Here is a 15,216-nt window from a genome sequence, read left to right on the forward strand (position 1 = left end):
GCACCCGTGACCGTACGGGTGCCGCCCCTCGGCGTTTCCGGCCTCCCGGCCGTGCCAGGAGTCGGGTCAGCGCCCCGGCAGCCCCGACAGCACCGCCGCCGTCGCCGCCAGCAGCTCCTCCGCGGCCGCGCCGCCCGCCGCCGTCCGGGCCAGCACCCCCTCGCGCGCCGCCAGGACCACCGCCGCGGCCTGCCCGGCGCTCGCGCCCGGGGGCACCAGCTCCGGCAGGTTCCGCTCCAGGACCCCGGCCAGCGCGGCCGCGACCGCCCGGTCGTGCGCGGCGACCTGCTCGGCCAGCGCCGGGCTCCGGGCCGCGACCAGCCGGAACTCCAGGAACAGCAGGATCCACCCGGTCTCCGCCGGCTCGACCCGCAGCAGCGCCTCGACCAGCCGCCGGGCCCGCTCCCGCGGCGCCAGCGACTCGCAGGCGGCGGCCAGCTCCGCGAGCTCGGCCAGTCGCTGCCCCGCCTGGTCGTCGAAGAGGGCCAGCAGCAGGTCCTCCTTGCTGCCGAAGTTCGAGTAGAAGGCGCCGCGGGTGTAGCCGGCGGCGGCGCAGACGTCCTCGATGCTCGTCCGGGCGAAGCCGACGGAGAGGAACAGCTCGCTCGCCGCGGCCAGCAGCCGGGCCCGGGTGTGGATGCGGCGTCTGGGTGGTCGGGGGGTGGTGTCGGCGGGGGGCGGGTTCACGGGAGAACGATACATGGTGTATTCAGTACGAGTCGTATTCAATACGAGCCGTACTGAACGAGGAGCCGCTCCGTGAGTCGACTGCTGATCACCAACGCCCACCTGCTCCACCCCGAGGACGGCACCCGCACCGACCTCGGCTGGCTGGAGGCCGCCGACGGCCGGATCGCCGCCACCGGCACCGGCCGCCCGCCCGCCGCCGGCGAGGACGTCCGGGTCCTCGACGCGGCCGGCGGCACCGTGCTGCCCGGCCTGATCGACGCCCACGTCCACCTGCTGATCACCTCGCTCGACCTGCCCGACTTCGCGAACTGGACTGCCGGCTACGCCACCGTGCGCGCCCTCGCCGAGGCCGAGCGGATGCTGCGCCGCGGCTTCACCACCGTCCGCGACGTCGGGGGCGCCGACCACGGGATGGCCCGGGCCCTGGACGAGGGCCTGGTGCCCGGCCCGCGGCTGCTGCACGGCGGCAAGGCGCTGTCCCAGACCGGCGGCCACGGCGACCTGCGCCCGCTCGGCGAGGACGTGCTGCCCTGCTGCGAGTCCCGCCCGAACTTCGCCCGGATCGCCGACGGCGTGGACGCGGTGCGCACCGCCGCCCGGGACGAGTTCCGCAAGGGCGCCCACCACCTCAAGGTGCTGCTCTCCGGCGGCGTCGCCTCCCCGCACGACGAGATCGGCGCCGTCCAGTACAGCGAGGAGGAGATCCGCGCGGTCGTCGAGGAGGCCGAGAACCACAACCGCTACGTCACCGTGCACGCCTACCACCCGCGCGCGATCGACCGCGCCCTGCGGGCCGGCGTGCGCTGCGTCGAGCACGGCAACCTGCTGGACGACGGCACGATCGCCCTGCTGCTGGAGAAGGACGCCTTCCTGGTGCCCACCCTGGTCGCCTACGAGGAGACCGCCAGGCTCGGTGCCGCCTCCGGCCTGCCGGCCGCCTCGCTGGGCAAGCTCGCCGAGGTCCGAGACCGGGGCCTGGAGGCCTTGGAACGCGCCCACCGCGCGGGCGTCGACCTCGTCTACGGCAGCGACCTGCTCGGCCCGCTGCACCCGGCCCAGCTGGAGGAGTTCACGCTGCGCGCCCGGGTCCAGCCGGTCGCGGACGTGCTGCGCTCGGCGACCACCACGGCGGCCCGGCTGCTCGGCATGGCGGGGGAGATCGGCACCCTCGCCCCGGGCGCCCACGCGGACCTGCTGGTGCTCGACGGCGACCCGCTCGCCGACCTCACCGTCCTCACCCGGTCCGACCTCCACCCGAAGCGGGTGGTCAAGGCCGGCGTCCCGGTCTGACGGACCAGCCGCACAGCCGAACGGCCGTACGGCGAAACGGCGGGCGGGCGCCCGGGGAAGACCCCGAACGCCCGCCCGCCGCGGAGGACCCGCGCTACCGCGCTTCGCCCGGCCGTGCCTACTTGGTGCCGCGCTTCGCGAGGAAGGCCTCGACCTCGGCCCGGATCTCCGGCGTGTCCAGACCGCGCACCGTCATGGTGGTGCGGCGGCGGAGCACGTCGTCCGTGGTGTACGCCCACTCGTTGTCCGCCGCGTACGCGACCTGCGCCCAGACGTCCGGACCGTCCTCGTGGATCGGCCGGCCGAGCTCCGGGTTCTCGTCGATCATGCGGGCGATGTCGAAGGACAGGGTGCCGTAGTGGCTGGCCAGGTGCTTGGCCACCAGCGGCTCCATCCGCGAGCCCGGGTCGCGGTCGATCAGCAGGCGGTGCGCCACCGCGTTCGGCGCGCCGACGCCCGGCAGCGGGACGGTCGGGGCGATCGGGGACATGTCCTCGCCGAGGCTGGTGCCGGGCACGTGGGCCAGCTTCTCCAGCACGGTGCGGCCGATGTGCCGGTAGGTGGTCCACTTGCCGCCGGAGACCGACAGCATGCCGCCGCGGCCCTCGGTGACGACCGTCTCGCGCTTGGCGGCGGCGGTGTCGCCCGGGCCGCCCGGGAGCACCCGCAGGCCGGCGAAGGAGTAGGTGATCAGGTCGCGGTCGAGGTGCTCGTCGCGGATCGCGTGCGCGGCCTCGCCCATGATCTGGTCGATGTCCGCCTCGGTGGCCCGGACGTCCTTCGGGTCGCCGGTGTACTCCTCGTCGGTGGTGCCGAGCAGGACGTGGTCCTCCCACGGGATGGCGAAGGAGACGCGGTACTTGTCGATCGGGATGGTCAGCGCGGCGCGCCACGGCGCCCGGCGCTTGACGACCACGTGGGCGCCCTTGGAGAGGCGGATCGACGGCGCGGCGCCCGCGTCCTCCATCTTGCGCAGGTGGTCCACCCACGGGCCGGTGGCGTTCAGCACCAGGCGGGCGTCGATGCCGAACTCGCTGCCGTCCAGGCGGTCGCGCAGCTCGGCGCCGGTGACCCGGCCGCCGGTGAAGCGCAGGCCGGTGACCTCGGCGTGGTTGAGCACCACGGCGCCGGCGTCGACGGCGGCGCGCACGGTCATCACGGCGACGCGCGAGTCGTTCATCTGGTGGTCGCCGTAGACGGCCACCGAGCGCAGGCCCTCGGTGCGCAGCGCGGGCACCTGCTGGGCGGCGTGCGCGGCGGTGGAGACCCGGCCCATGCCGTCGCGGAAGGCGGACAGCGCCGAGTACAGGAAGACGCCGGCGCCGAGCTTGGCGGCGCCGTGCGGGCCGCCCTTGTAGACCGGCACGAAGAAGGTCAGCGGGTTGACCAGGTGCGGGGCCACGTCGGTGGAGAGCGCGCGGCGCTCCTTGTGGTTCTCCGCGACCAGCTTGACCGCGCCGGTCTGCAGGTAGCGCAGACCGCCGTGGACGAGCTTGGAGGAGGCGCTGGAGGTGGCACCGGCGAAGTCGCCGGCGTCGACCATGGCGACCTTCAGGCCGGCCTGGGACGCGGTCCAGGCGACGGCCGTGCCGAGGATGCCGCCCCCGATCACCAGCAGGTCGTAGGTGGCCTTGCCGAGCAGTTCGCGGGTCTCGGCGCGGGAGGCGGTGTGGCCGGCGGTGCGCTCGGCGCCCAGGGTCGGGATGGTTGCCATGGTGGTTGTGTACGGCGCGCGGGTCGGGCGGCGCCGTTACTCCTCTCGTGTGCGGTGCGGCCTCTGCGGGAGAGGCCGGTCGGCCCGGTGCGGCGGGCCGGTGAAACGCGGTGACACCCGCTGCCGGAACGGCGGGCGGCCGGTCGGGGCACGGGGCCCCGACCGGCTGTCGGTCAGTTGTTCTCTTCTTCCTCCACCCAGCCCATGGTGCGCTCCACGGCCTTGAGCCACTTCTTGTACTCACGCTCCCGGGTGGCCTCGTCCATGCGCGGGGTCCACTCGGCGGCGCGGTGCCAGTTGGCCCGCAGGGTGTCGAGGTCGTTCCAGAAGCCGACGGCGAGTCCGGCCGCGTAGGCGGCGCCGAGGGCGGTGGTCTCGGCCACGTAGGGCCGCTCGACCGGGGCGTCCAGGACGTCGGCGATGTTCTGCATGAGCAGGTTGTTGCTGGTCATGCCGCCGTCGACCTTGAGGGCGGTGAGCTCTACCCCGGAGTCCTTCTGCATGGCGTCGACGACCTCGCGGGTCTGCCAGGCGGTGGCCTCCAGGACGGCCCGGGCCAGGTGGCCCTTGGTGACGTACCGGGTCAGACCGGCGATCACACCGCGGGCGTCGGAGCGCCAGTACGGGGCGAACAGGCCGGAGAAGGCCGGGACGAAGTAGGCGCCGCCGTTGTCCTCGACGGTGTTGGCGAGGGTCTCGATCTCGGCGGCGGTCGAGATGATGCCGAGCTGGTCGCGCAGCCACTGGACGAGCGAGCCGGTGACGGCGATCGAGCCTTCCAGGGCGTACACCGGGGCCTGGTCGCCGATCCGGTAGCCGACGGTGGTCAGCAGGCCGTGGTACGAGTTGACGATCTTCTCGCCGGTGTTCAGCAGGAGGAAGGTGCCGGTGCCGTAGGTGGACTTGGCCTCGCCCTCGTCGAAGCAGGTCTGGCCGAACAGCGCGGCCTGCTGGTCGCCGAGCGCGGAGGCGACCGGGACGCCGGCCAGGTCGCCGACGGCCTCGCCGTACACCTCGGCGGAGGAGCGGATCTCCGGCAGGACGGACATCGGGACGCCCATCGACTCGGCGATCTTGTCGTCCCACTGCAGGGTGTGCAGGTTCATCAGCATGGTGCGGCTGGCGTTGGTGACGTCCGTGACGTGCTTGCCGCCGTCGACACCGCCGGTGAGGTTCCAGATCACCCAGGTGTCCATGGTGCCGAACAGGATGTCGCCGGCCTCGGCGCGCTCGCGCAGGCCCTCGACGTTGTCCAGCAGCCAGCGGATCTTCGGGCCGGCGAAGTAGCTGGCCAGCGGGAGGCCGGTCTCGCGGCGGAAGCGGTCCTGGCCGACGTTGCGGCCCAGCTCGCGGCAGAGGCCCTCGGTGCGGGTGTCCTGCCACACCAGCGCGTTGTGCACGGGCTCGCCGGTGTTCTTGTCCCACAGGACGGTGGTCTCGCGCTGGTTGGTGATGCCGATCGCGCGGATGTCGTCCTTGGTCAGGCCGGCCTTCTCCAGCGCGCCGCGGACGACCGACTGCACCCGGGTCCAGATCTCGGCGGCGTCGTGCTCGACGTAGCCGGGCTGGGGGAAGATCTGCCGGTGCTCCTGCTGGTCGACGGCGACGATCCGGCCGTCGGCGCCGAAGATGATGCAGCGGCTGGAGGTGGTGCCCTGGTCGATCGCGGCGATGTAGTTACCGGTGGAGGTCATGGGGAGGGTCCTCGGCTCGGGTTCGGGGGTTACGGGGTGGGTGGGCCTGACGCGTCGGTCGGTCAGTCCCCGTGTGCGGCGGGGTCGAACCCGTCCTTTAGAAGATGGCGTTGTAGAGGCCGCCGGCCGCGAGTCCGCCCAGGATCGGGCCGACGACCGGGATCCAGGCGTACGACCAGTCGGAGCCGCCCTTGTTCGGGATCGGCAGCAGGGCGTGCGCGATGCGCGGGCCGAGGTCACGGGCCGGGTTGATCGCGTAGCCGGTCGGGCCGCCCAGCGAGAGGCCGATGCCGACGACGGTGAAGGCGACCATCAGGGTGCCGGTGCCGGACTGGGAGAGGCCGCTGTTGGTGCCGATGGTGAGGATCGCGAAGCAGAGCACGAAGGTGCCGATGACCTCGGTGATCACGTTCTGGACCGGGTTCCGGATCTCGGGGCCGGTCGAGAAGATGCCGAGGGTGGGCTCCTTGTTCGCGTTGAACTGGCCCAGGTAGGTGGCCCAGACCAGGACGGCGCCGATGATCGCGCCGAGCAGCTGGGAGCCGAGGTAGAGCGGCACCTGGCTCCACTCGCCGCTCTTGACCGCGAGGGCGATGGTGACGGCCGGGTTGAGGTGGGCACCGGACTTCGGGGCCGACATGTAGGCGGCGATGAGGACCGCGAATCCCCAGCCGAAGGTGATCGCCAGCCAGCCGGCGTTGACGGCCTTCGACTTCTTGAGGGTCACGGCGGCGCAGACGCCACCGCCGAGAAGTATCAGGGCGGCGGTGCCGAGGGTTTCGCCGACGAAGACGTCGCCGTTGGAGAACGCGGACACAAAGACTCCCTTGTCCATATGGCCCGGAGGGTGGGTGGGGGCAGGCGGCCGGTCGATCGTTGTGCGGGTGAGCGCACTGTGGGAGTGATCTCTCCGGCCATCGTTCGACAATGTCGACCGTCATGCGGAAGCTTCCTCCCCAGGTCGCCCCCACGTCAAGGCAGGGTTACGGAGCTGTGACCCTGACCCCGACGGGTCCGTCGACGTTACCGAGCGGAGCGCCCCGAAACAGGACAAAACGCCAGAGGCGCGGACAGGCCTCCGCCCGTCCGCGCCTCAGCGTGACGAATCGACGGCCCTCCGCGAGCCGCCCGTGGATGTGCTCAGAACCGCCCGGCACCCAGGTCGCGGGAGATCGCCCGCGCCGCGCTGCGCACCGAGGCCACCAGCGAGGGCTTCACGAAGCCGTCCTCGCAGACCCGCTCGACCGCCCCGCTGATGCAGACCGCGCCCACCGGGTTGCGCCGCCGGTCCTGGATCAGCGCGCCGATCGAGGCCACGCCCTCCCAGGTCTCCTCGATCGAGTCCGCCCAGCCGCGCTCCCGGACCAGCGCGCACTCGGCGTCCACGTCGGCCGCCTCGGTCAGCGTGCGCACGGTGTACGACTCGTACGGGCCGTCGCCCAACTCGCCGCGCGCGACCGGGTCGTAGGACACCAGCACCTTGCCCAGGGCGGTGCTGTGCAGCGGCTGCATGGAGCCCACCTCCAGCACTTGCCGGGTGTCGTCCGGCCGGAACACGTGGTGCACGATCAGCACGCCCTGCTGGTGCAGCACGCCCAGGTAGACCGTCTCCCCGGCCGCCCGGGCCAGGTCGTCCGCCCACACCAGCGCCCGCGCCCGCAGCTCGTGCACGTCCAGGTAGCTCTGGCCCAGCCGCAGCAGCTCGGCGCCCAGCTGGTACTTGCCGGTCTCCGGGTCCTGCTCGACGAACCCCTCCTGCTGCAGCGTGCGCAGGATGCCGTGCGCCGTGCCCTTGGCCAGGTCCAGTGCCGTCGAGACCTCGGACAGGCCGAGCCGGCGCTCGCCGCCGGCCAGCAGGCGCATGATCGCGGCGGCCCGGGAAAGCGACTGGATCGGGCCGGGCATGGGAACCTCCGCGCTGACAGGCGGTCGACAATGTCGACCACAGTGGTGACGGGACGAGTCTGCCAGGCCGCCCCGACTCCGTGCACCTTCCCCCCGGGTAACCCGCCCTCGACCCCGTGTTCACCTGCCGTGCGCCCAGGTCCGGGCCAGGGCGTGCACACGCGACCCCGCGCCGGTCCTCACCGCCCCGCGCCGGTCCTCACCGCCCCGCGCCGGGCCTCACCCCGCCCGCGAGGTCAGCCCACCGCCTCCGCGCACTGCGCCCGCAGCACCGTCACCTCCGCCGCCAGCGCCGCGATCCCGTCCGTCCCGACCCGGCAGCAGCCGCCCACCAGCCGCGCGCCGTCCGCGAGCCAGCCGCCCACCCGGGCCGAGCGGAAGGTCGGCTCGCCGCGCCAGCCCCGACGGCCGGCGTCCCAGCTCTCCCCGCTGTTCGGGTAGACCACCACCGGCTTCCCGGTCACCTCGGCGGCCACCGCCACCGCCCGGTCCGCGTCCTGCGGCGTGCAGCAGTTGACGCCCACCGCGACCACCTCGTCCACGTCGGCGGCCAGCGCGAACGCCTCCGCCAGCGGCTGTCCGGCCCTGGTCCGGTCGCCCTCGATGCTGTACGACAGCCAGGCCGGCACCCCAAGCCCGCGCACCAGCCCCAGCAGCGCCCACGCCTCGTCCACGTCCGGCACCGTCTCCAGCGCCAGCACGTCCGGCCGGGCCGCGGCCAGCACCTCCAGCCGCGGCCGGTGGAAGTCCGCCAGCTCCGCGACGCCCAGCCCGTACCGGCCCCGGTACTCCGAGCCGTCCGCCAGCACCGCCCCGTACGGGCCCACCGAGGCCGCCACCCAGCGCCGCCGCCCGCCCGGCTCCGGGCGCGCCGCCTCCCGGGCCAGCTCCACGCTGCTCGCCAGCAGCCGGGCGGCCTGCGCCCGGCCGACCCCGCGGCGCGCGAAGCCCTCGAAGCTCGCCTGGTAGCTCGCGGTTATCGCGACGTCGGCGCCCGCCGCGAAGTACGCCCGGTGCGCCGCCACCACCGCCTGCGGGTCGTCCGCCAGCAGCCGCGCCGACCAGAGCCCGTCCGAGAGGTCGTGCCCGGCCGCCGCCAACTGGTTCGACATCCCTCCGTCGAGCACCAGCGGACCGGCGGCCAGCGCGGCGGCGAAGTCCGGCGGGGGAGCAGTGGGCATGGCGGCCTCCTCGGGCAGAGTTCCTGGTCACAGCCTAGGGGCGGAGACCCCCGCCGGGCAGGAAAACCAATTGCCGCCGGGGAACGCACTCGCTACGTTGTGCTCAGCCCGAGAAGAACGGCCTGATCACAACGGCCGGAACAGACCTCGGACGACGATCCAGCACCGGCACGGCAGGCCCGGTGGCACCGGCGACGACGGAAAGGAGCCCGGCGATGGCAGCGGACGACCAGCCGCCCCCCACCGGGCCCGGGGCCGAGGAGGAGTGGCTCGCCGCGTACGACCCGCGCGCCTACACCCCGGTCGCCGTCACCGTGGACGTGGTCGCCCTGACCTTGCGCCACGGCGGCCTGCACGTCCTGCTCGTCGAACGCGGCGCCCCGCCCTACCAGGGCTGCTGGGCGCTGCCCGGCGGCTTCCTGCGCGCTGGCGAGGAGGGCCTGGACGAGGCCGCCGCCCGCGAGCTCGCCGAGGAGACGGGCCTGCAGAGCGCCTCCGAGGCCGAGACCAGGCTCTGCCGCCTCCACCTGGAGCAGCTCGGCACCTACGGCACCCCCGAGCGGGATCCGCGGATGCACGTCGTCTCGGTCGCCTACCTCGCCTTCGCCCCAGACCTGCCCGACCCCCAGGCCGGAACGGACGCCGCGGCCGCCGCCTGGCACCCCGTCTCCGACCTGGACCTCCGGCCCTGCGGCCGGTCCCGAACCGCCGGTGTGCCCGCCGACACCCACGGGGGTGGCGTCGACGGGCGCACCGGCCCCGGCCCGCTCACGCTGGCCTTCGACCACGCCCGCATCCTCGCCGACGGCCTCGACCGGGTGCGCGCCAAACTCGAGTACAGCCCGCTGGCCACCGCCTTCCTGCCGTACGACTTCACCATCCCCGACCTCCGCGCCGTCTACGAGGCGGTCTGGGACGAGAAGCTCCACCCCGGCAACTTCCACCGCAAGGTGCTGTCCGTGCCCGGCTTCGTCGAGAGCACCGGCACCACCACCGAGCGCGGCGGAGCCCGCGGCGGCCCCCGCGCCCGCACCTACCACGCCGGCGACGCCCGCCTGCTGCACCCCGCGCTGCTCCGCCCCGCCCGCGAAGGCACGGCCGACGACGACGCGGCCGACAGCACGGCCGACGACGCGGGCTCCCACTGAGGGTCCGCGGCCCCCGGCGGCACCCTCGGCCGACCGGGCTACCATCCGGCCATGACCACTGACGAGGCGACGACCGCCGACGAAGCCCAGCAGACCGCCCACCGGCCCTTCTCGCACTGCCACTTCTGCGGTACGCCCTACCCGGCCGACACCCGCGCCTGGCCGCGCACCTGCCCCGGCTGCGCCGAGATCAGCTACCGCAACCCGCTGCCCGTCGCGATCACCGTCCTCCCCGTCACCCGCCCCGACGCCGACCCGGCCCTGGTCGTCATCCGTCGCACCATCGAGCCCGGCTACGGCGAACTCGCCTTCCCCGGCGGCTACATGGACTACGGCGAGAGCTGGCAGCAGGCCTGCGTGCGCGAACTGCACGAGGAGACCGGCATCACCGCCGACCCGGCGGAGGTCACCCTGATCCACACCGCCTCCGACCCCGACGGCCGCTTCGTGATGCTCTGCGGACTGCTCCCGGCCCGCCCGCTCGCCGACCTCCCGCCCTCGCGCCCCACCGACGAGACCGACGGCTGGCTGCTCGCCACCGCCGAAACCCCGCTCGTCTGGGACTTCCACAACGGCGTCCTGCGCCGCTGGTTCAGCGGCGAGTTCACCCCCCGCTGACCCACCGGCCGACCCTGGCGCGGCGGGCGATCACATGGCATGGTCTGCACCGACAGCCCAACCGGACGGGTCTGCCACGAGCGCTCCCGTCCCCACCACCGGCCGGGAGACCACCACCGTGAGCACCCCACCGCAGGACCAGCCGCTCTGGCGCCCCAACCCCGCTCGCGCCGCCGCCACCACCCTGGTGGCCTTCCAGGCCTGGGCCGCCGAACACCACGGCGCCCCGGCCGCCCCGCTCGCCCCGGCCGCCGACGACCAGCAGGCCGCCGAGCGCTACGCGGACCTGCACGCCTGGTCCACCGAGGACCTCGACCGGTTCTGGACCGCGATCACCCAGTGGTTCGACGTCCGCTTCACCCGGGCCCCCGAAGCCGTCCTCGCCGACGCCGCCATGCCCGGCGCCCGCTGGTTCCCCGGCGCCCGCCTCAACTACGCCGAGCACGCCCTGCGCGCCGCCGACGACCCGGCCAACGCCGACCGCCCCGCGATCCTCCACCTCGACGAGACCACCGAGCAGCCGGCCGTCCTCACCTGGTCCGAGCTCCGCCGCCAGGTCGGCTCGCTCGCCGCCGCCCTGCGCGCCCGCGGCATCGGCCCCGGCGACCGGGTCAGCGCCTACCTGCCCAACGTCCCGCAGGCCGCCGTCGCCCTGCTCGCCACCGCCGCCGTCGGCGCGGTCTGGACCAGCTGCGCCCCCGACTTCGGCGCCCGCAGCGTCCTCGACCGCCTCCAGCAGATCGAGCCCGCCGTCCTCTTCGCCATCGACGGCTACCACTACGGCGGCAAGGACCACGACCGCACCGAGGTCGTCGCCGAGCTGCGCCGCGAACTCCCCAGCCTGCACACCGTCGTGCACGTCCCGCTGCTCGGCGCCCCCGCCCCCGAGGGCGCCCTGCACTGGGACGACCTGGTCGCCGACGACGTGGAGCCGGTTTTCGAGCCCGTCCCCTTCGACCACCCGCTCTGGGTCCTCTACTCCTCCGGCACCACCGGCCTGCCCAAGGCCATCGTCCAGAGCCAGGGCGGCATCCTGCTCGAACACCTCAAGCAGGCCGGCCTCCACCTCGACCTCGGCCCCCGGGACCGCTTCCTCTGGTACACCTCCACCGGCTGGATGATGTGGAACTTCCTGCTGGCCGGCCTCCTCGTCGGGTCCACGATCGTCACCTACGACGGCAGCCCGGGCCACCCCGACACCGGCGCCCTCTGGTCCGTGGCCGCCCGCACCGGCGCCACCGTCCTCGGCACCTCCGCCGCCTACGTGATCGCCAGCCGCAAGGCCGAGCTCCACCCCGGCCGCGACCTCGACCTGTCCGCCGTGCGCTGCATCGGCACCACCGGCTCCCCGCTCCCGCCGGACGGCTTCCGCTGGATCTACCAGGAGGTCAAGGAGGACGTCTGGCTCGCCTCCGTCAGCGGCGGCACCGACGTCTGCTCCTGCTTCGTCGGCGGCGTCCCCACCCTCCCGGTGCACCTCGGCGAGATCCAGGCCCCCTGCCTCGGCGCGGCCGTCGAGTCCTGGGACGTCCAGGGCCATCCGCACACCGACACCGTCGGCGAACTCGTCGTCACCAAGCCCATCCCCTCGATGCCCACCGGCTTCTGGAACGACCCCGAGGGCACCCGCTACCACGACAGCTACTTCGACATGTACCCCGGCGTCTGGCGCCACGGCGACTGGATCACCGTCACCTCCCGGGGCACCGTCGTGATCCACGGCCGCTCCGACTCCACCCTCAACCGCCAGGGTGTCCGGATGGGCTCCTCGGACATCTACGAGGTCGTCGAGCGCCTCCCCGAGATCGCCGAGTCCCTGGTCATCGGCCTGGAGGAGCCCGACGGCGGCTACTGGATGCCGCTGTTCGTCGTCCTCGCCCCCGGTGCGGAGCTGAACGACGACCTGATCGGCCGCATCCGCACCTCGCTGCGCACCGAGCTCTCCCCGCGCCACGTGCCCGACGAGGTCATCGCCGTCGACGGCCTCCCGCACACCCTCACCGGTAAGCGGATCGAGGTCCCGGTCAAGCGCATCCTCTCCGGCACCCCGCTGGAGCAGGCCGTCAACCCCGGCTCCGTCGACCGCATCGAGCACCTGCGCTTCTTCGAGCGGCTCCGCCTCGACCGCCAGGCCTGACCGGCCCCGGGGCACACGAAAGGGGCGCCCCCACCGTCCTGGTGGGAGCGCCCCTTTTCATGTCGCCGCGTCGGCCGCCCGTCCTACTCGCCGGAGAGCACCTGCTGCGCGGCGGCCCGCGCCTCCTCGGCGCTGTCCGCGGCCCGGGCCGCCTCGGCCGCCCGGCGGCACTGCGCCAGCGTGTACTTGGCGAGCGTGGTCCGCACGTAGGGGATCGAGGCCGCGCCCATCGACAGGCTGGTGACGCCCAGACCGGTCAGCACCACGGCCAGCAGCGGGTCGGCGGCGGCCTCGCCGCAGACCCCGCAGCTCTTGCCGCTCACCCGCGCGGCGTCGGCCGCCGCGGCGACCAGGTCCAGCAGGGCCGGCTGCCACGGGTCCTGGAGCCGGGCCAGCGCACCGACCTGACGGTCGGCCGCGAAGGTGTACTGCGCGAGGTCGTTGGTCCCCAGCGACAGGAACTCGACCTCCTGGAGGATCGACCTGGCGCGCAGCGCGGCCGACGGGATCTCCACCATCGCGCCGAACTTGGCGTCCAGCCCGGCCTCCCGGCAGGCGGCCGCGAAGTCCTTGGCGTCCTTGCGGTCGGCCACCATCGGGGCCATCACCTCGAGGTGCACCGGCAGGCCCTCGGCCGCCTTGGCCAGCGACCGGAGCTGGGTCCGCAGCACCTCGGGGTGCTCGAGCAGGGTGCGCAGACCGCGCACGCCCAGCGCCGGGTTCGGCTCGTCGGCCGGGGTCAGAAAGTCCAGCGGCTTGTCCGCGCCGGCGTCCAGCACCCGGACCACGACCCGGCCCTCGGGGAAGGCCTCCAGCACCTTGCGGTACGCCTCGACCTGCTTCTCGGCGCTGGGCGCCTTCGCCGAGTCGTCCAGGAACAGGAACTCGGTGCGGAACAGGCCGACGCCCTCGGCGCCGTTCTCCAGCGCGGCCGGCACGTCGGCCGGGCCGCCCACGTTGGCGAGCAGCGGCACCCGGTGACCGTCCGAGGTCTGCCCCGGGCCGGAGGAGGCGGCCAGCGCGGCCTTGCGCCCGGCGGCGGCCGCCCGCAGCTCGTCCTGCTTCTCCTGGGACGGCTCCAGCAGGACATCGCCGGAGCTGCCGTCCACCGCGACGACGGTGCCCTCGGCGACCTCGATCGCGCCGGGCAGCGCCACGACGGCCGGCACGCCCATCGCCCGGGCCAGGATGGCGCTGTGGCTGGTCGGCCCGCCCTCCTCGGTCACGAAGCCGAGCACCAGCGTCGGGTCGAGCAGCGCGGTGTCGGCCGGCGCCAGGTCCCGCGCGAACAGCACGTACGGTTCGTCGCTGTCCGGCACGCCCGGCATCGGCACGCCGAGCAGCCGGGCCACGATCCGGTTGCGCACGTCGTCCAGGTCGGCGACCCGCCCGGCCAGGTACTCCCCGGCGGAGGCGAGCAGCGCCCGGTAGGCCGCGAACGCGTCGTAGACGCCGCGCTCGGCGCTGCTGCCGACGGCGATCCGGCGGGACACGTCGGCCATCAGCTCGGGGTCCTGCGCCATCAGCGCCTGGGCCTCCAGCACGGCCTGGGCCTCGCCGCCCGCGAGGTTGCCGCGCGCGACGAGGTCGGCGGCGACCGCCTCGACGGCGGCCTGGGCGCGGGCCTGCTCGCGCGGGGCGTCCTCGGTCGGGATCTGGGTGGCCGGGGGCTCCAGCACCGCCGTCCCCATGTGCCGCACCTGGCCGATCGCGACCCCGTGGCTCACGCCCACGCCGCGCAGCGTCTTCTCCATGTCACTGTCTCCGCTGAGATGAGCGGCCCCGCCGGGAACCGCTGTGTGTGGGGGCCGCCCCGTCATCTCGTCCGGGGCGGGTGTCGGAAGGAAGGGGTCAGCTCCAGCTGAACAGCTGCTCGCCGGCCTTGGCCTCGCCGTCCTCCCGCAGGTCGCCGAGCGAGTCGGCGGTGGCCTCCAGCGCCACGATCGGCGAGATCGGCGACTTGCCGGCGGCCTCGACGGCGGCCGGGTCCCACTTGATGACGGCCTGACCACGGGTCACCGTGTCGCCCTTGTTGACGAGCAGTTCGAAGCCCTCGCCGTTGAGCTGAACGGTGTCGATCCCGAGGTGGGTCAGCACACCGTGGCCCTCGGCGTCCACGACGACGAACGCGTGCGGGTGCATGGAGACGACGACACCGTCCACCGGAGCGACCGCCGTGGTCTGCTCGCGAACGGGGTCGACCGCGGTGCCCGGGCCGACCATCGCACCCGAGAACACCGGGTCGGGCACGCCCGCGAGCCCCACGATCTTGCCGGTCAGCGGCGACGTCACAGTGGTCATGGTTGTGCCTCCCAAGTGCAGTACAGCGAGCGGCCGCGAGGAGCGGCGCGACGATCAACTGAAGCCTAATTCATGTCAACTTCGGACAACTGCTGACATTCCCGGGCGAAGACCCCGCCCTTGCCTACCTAGCCGGCCGGCGACTCACCGGCCCGCTAGTGGTCTAGTCCTCTGGCCGATGCGCCGCACTCTACAGGCATCTTGGCGAATCGAGACCATTGCTGTATATGCTCGCGAGAGCAACAAATCATGCCGCCGTCCGAGCGACCCCGGGTGCGCCCCGGTTCGCGCTCCGGCTGCCGACCCGCTATGGTTGGGCGAGTCGCCGCAACTCGGCGGTTAACGCCAGATTTCAGATGCAAAAACCCCCGGTAAACGGAACGGAAAGCATCTGGTAAGCTGGAAACACGAAAGAACGAAGCCCGGAGGGTCCGCTGGAAGGCGGTCCGAAGGAAGCGTCCGTTCCTTGAGAACTCAACAGCGTGCCAAAAGTCAACGCCAGATATGTTGACATCCCCGGCCTCGGTCATTGCGACTG

The 15,216-nt window shown here is 73.5% G+C and carries 12 protein-coding genes; 4 read left to right on the forward strand and 8 right to left on the reverse strand.

Translation table 11 applies throughout. The features are described 5' to 3' along the window. Positions 1 to 66 precede the first annotated feature (66 nt). A complete protein-coding gene (locus ACFRQN_RS35125) occupies positions 67 to 687 on the reverse strand; it encodes a TetR/AcrR family transcriptional regulator (RefSeq protein ID WP_380744530.1) in 621 nt (206 codons plus the stop codon). A 72-nt stretch (positions 688 to 759) separates the two neighbouring features. Here ACFRQN_RS35125 and ACFRQN_RS35130 point away from each other — a divergent pair, with 72 nt between their 5' ends. Further along, positions 760 to 1,980: an amidohydrolase family protein gene (locus ACFRQN_RS35130; RefSeq protein WP_049657372.1), complete on the forward strand. Its 1,221-nt coding sequence runs from the start codon at positions 760 to 762 to the stop codon at positions 1,978 to 1,980. A gap of 118 nt (positions 1,981 to 2,098) precedes the next feature. Here ACFRQN_RS35130 and ACFRQN_RS35135 read toward each other — a convergent pair whose 3' ends face one another. From ACFRQN_RS35135 to mmuM, 5 genes are all read right to left on the reverse strand, one after another. Beyond that, positions 2,099 to 3,694, reverse strand: a complete 1,596-nt coding sequence (locus ACFRQN_RS35135; RefSeq protein WP_049657374.1) for a glycerol-3-phosphate dehydrogenase/oxidase — start codon at positions 3,692 to 3,694, stop codon at positions 2,099 to 2,101. A gap of 173 nt (positions 3,695 to 3,867) precedes the next feature. Beyond that, the gene (glpK, locus tag ACFRQN_RS35140; protein ID WP_049657375.1) at positions 3,868 to 5,388 is read right to left on the reverse strand and encodes a glycerol kinase GlpK; all 1,521 of its coding nucleotides are present in this window, start codon (positions 5,386 to 5,388) and stop codon (positions 3,868 to 3,870) included. A 97-nt stretch (positions 5,389 to 5,485) separates the two neighbouring features. Continuing rightward, a complete protein-coding gene (locus ACFRQN_RS35145; protein WP_234348595.1) occupies positions 5,486 to 6,205 on the reverse strand; it encodes an MIP/aquaporin family protein in 720 nt (239 codons plus the stop codon). A gap of 323 nt (positions 6,206 to 6,528) precedes the next feature. After that, positions 6,529 to 7,293, reverse strand: a complete 765-nt coding sequence (locus ACFRQN_RS35150) for an IclR family transcriptional regulator (protein WP_049657378.1) — start codon at positions 7,291 to 7,293, stop codon at positions 6,529 to 6,531. Positions 7,294 to 7,529: 236 nt separating this feature from the next. After that, positions 7,530 to 8,474 (reverse strand): homocysteine S-methyltransferase, encoded by a 945-nt coding sequence (gene mmuM, locus ACFRQN_RS35155; protein WP_380744533.1) that lies wholly within the window; start codon positions 8,472 to 8,474, stop codon positions 7,530 to 7,532. A gap of 215 nt (positions 8,475 to 8,689) precedes the next feature. Here mmuM and ACFRQN_RS35160 point away from each other — a divergent pair, with 215 nt between their 5' ends. From ACFRQN_RS35160 to ACFRQN_RS35170, 3 genes are all read left to right on the forward strand, one after another. Beyond that, positions 8,690 to 9,622, forward strand: a complete 933-nt coding sequence (locus tag ACFRQN_RS35160; RefSeq protein ID WP_380744535.1) for an NUDIX domain-containing protein — start codon at positions 8,690 to 8,692, stop codon at positions 9,620 to 9,622. A gap of 51 nt (positions 9,623 to 9,673) precedes the next feature. Continuing rightward, positions 9,674 to 10,240: an NUDIX domain-containing protein gene (locus ACFRQN_RS35165; RefSeq protein ID WP_049657694.1), complete on the forward strand. Its 567-nt coding sequence runs from the start codon at positions 9,674 to 9,676 to the stop codon at positions 10,238 to 10,240. 118 nt (positions 10,241 to 10,358) lie between these two features. Continuing rightward, positions 10,359 to 12,377 carry an acetoacetate--CoA ligase gene (locus tag ACFRQN_RS35170; RefSeq protein WP_074006346.1) on the forward strand — a complete coding sequence of 673 codons (2,019 nt, stop codon included), beginning with the start codon at positions 10,359 to 10,361 and terminating at the stop codon, positions 12,375 to 12,377. An 83-nt stretch (positions 12,378 to 12,460) separates the two neighbouring features. Here the strand turns inward: ACFRQN_RS35170 and ptsP are convergent, their stop codons facing one another. Both ptsP and ACFRQN_RS35180 read right to left on the reverse strand, forming a co-directional pair. Then, positions 12,461 to 14,131 carry a phosphoenolpyruvate--protein phosphotransferase gene (ptsP, locus tag ACFRQN_RS35175; RefSeq protein WP_380744538.1) on the reverse strand — a complete coding sequence of 557 codons (1,671 nt, stop codon included), beginning with the start codon at positions 14,129 to 14,131 and terminating at the stop codon, positions 12,461 to 12,463. Between the two features lie 97 nt (positions 14,132 to 14,228). Beyond that, entirely contained in the window at positions 14,229 to 14,678 is a 450-nt protein-coding gene (locus ACFRQN_RS35180) for a PTS glucose transporter subunit IIA (protein ID WP_049657699.1), read from the reverse strand. Between the last annotated feature and the right edge of the window lie 538 nt (positions 14,679 to 15,216).

Source organism: Kitasatospora sp. NPDC056800 (assembly GCF_042789775.1).
GTDB lineage: Bacteria > Actinomycetota > Actinomycetes > Streptomycetales > Streptomycetaceae > Kitasatospora.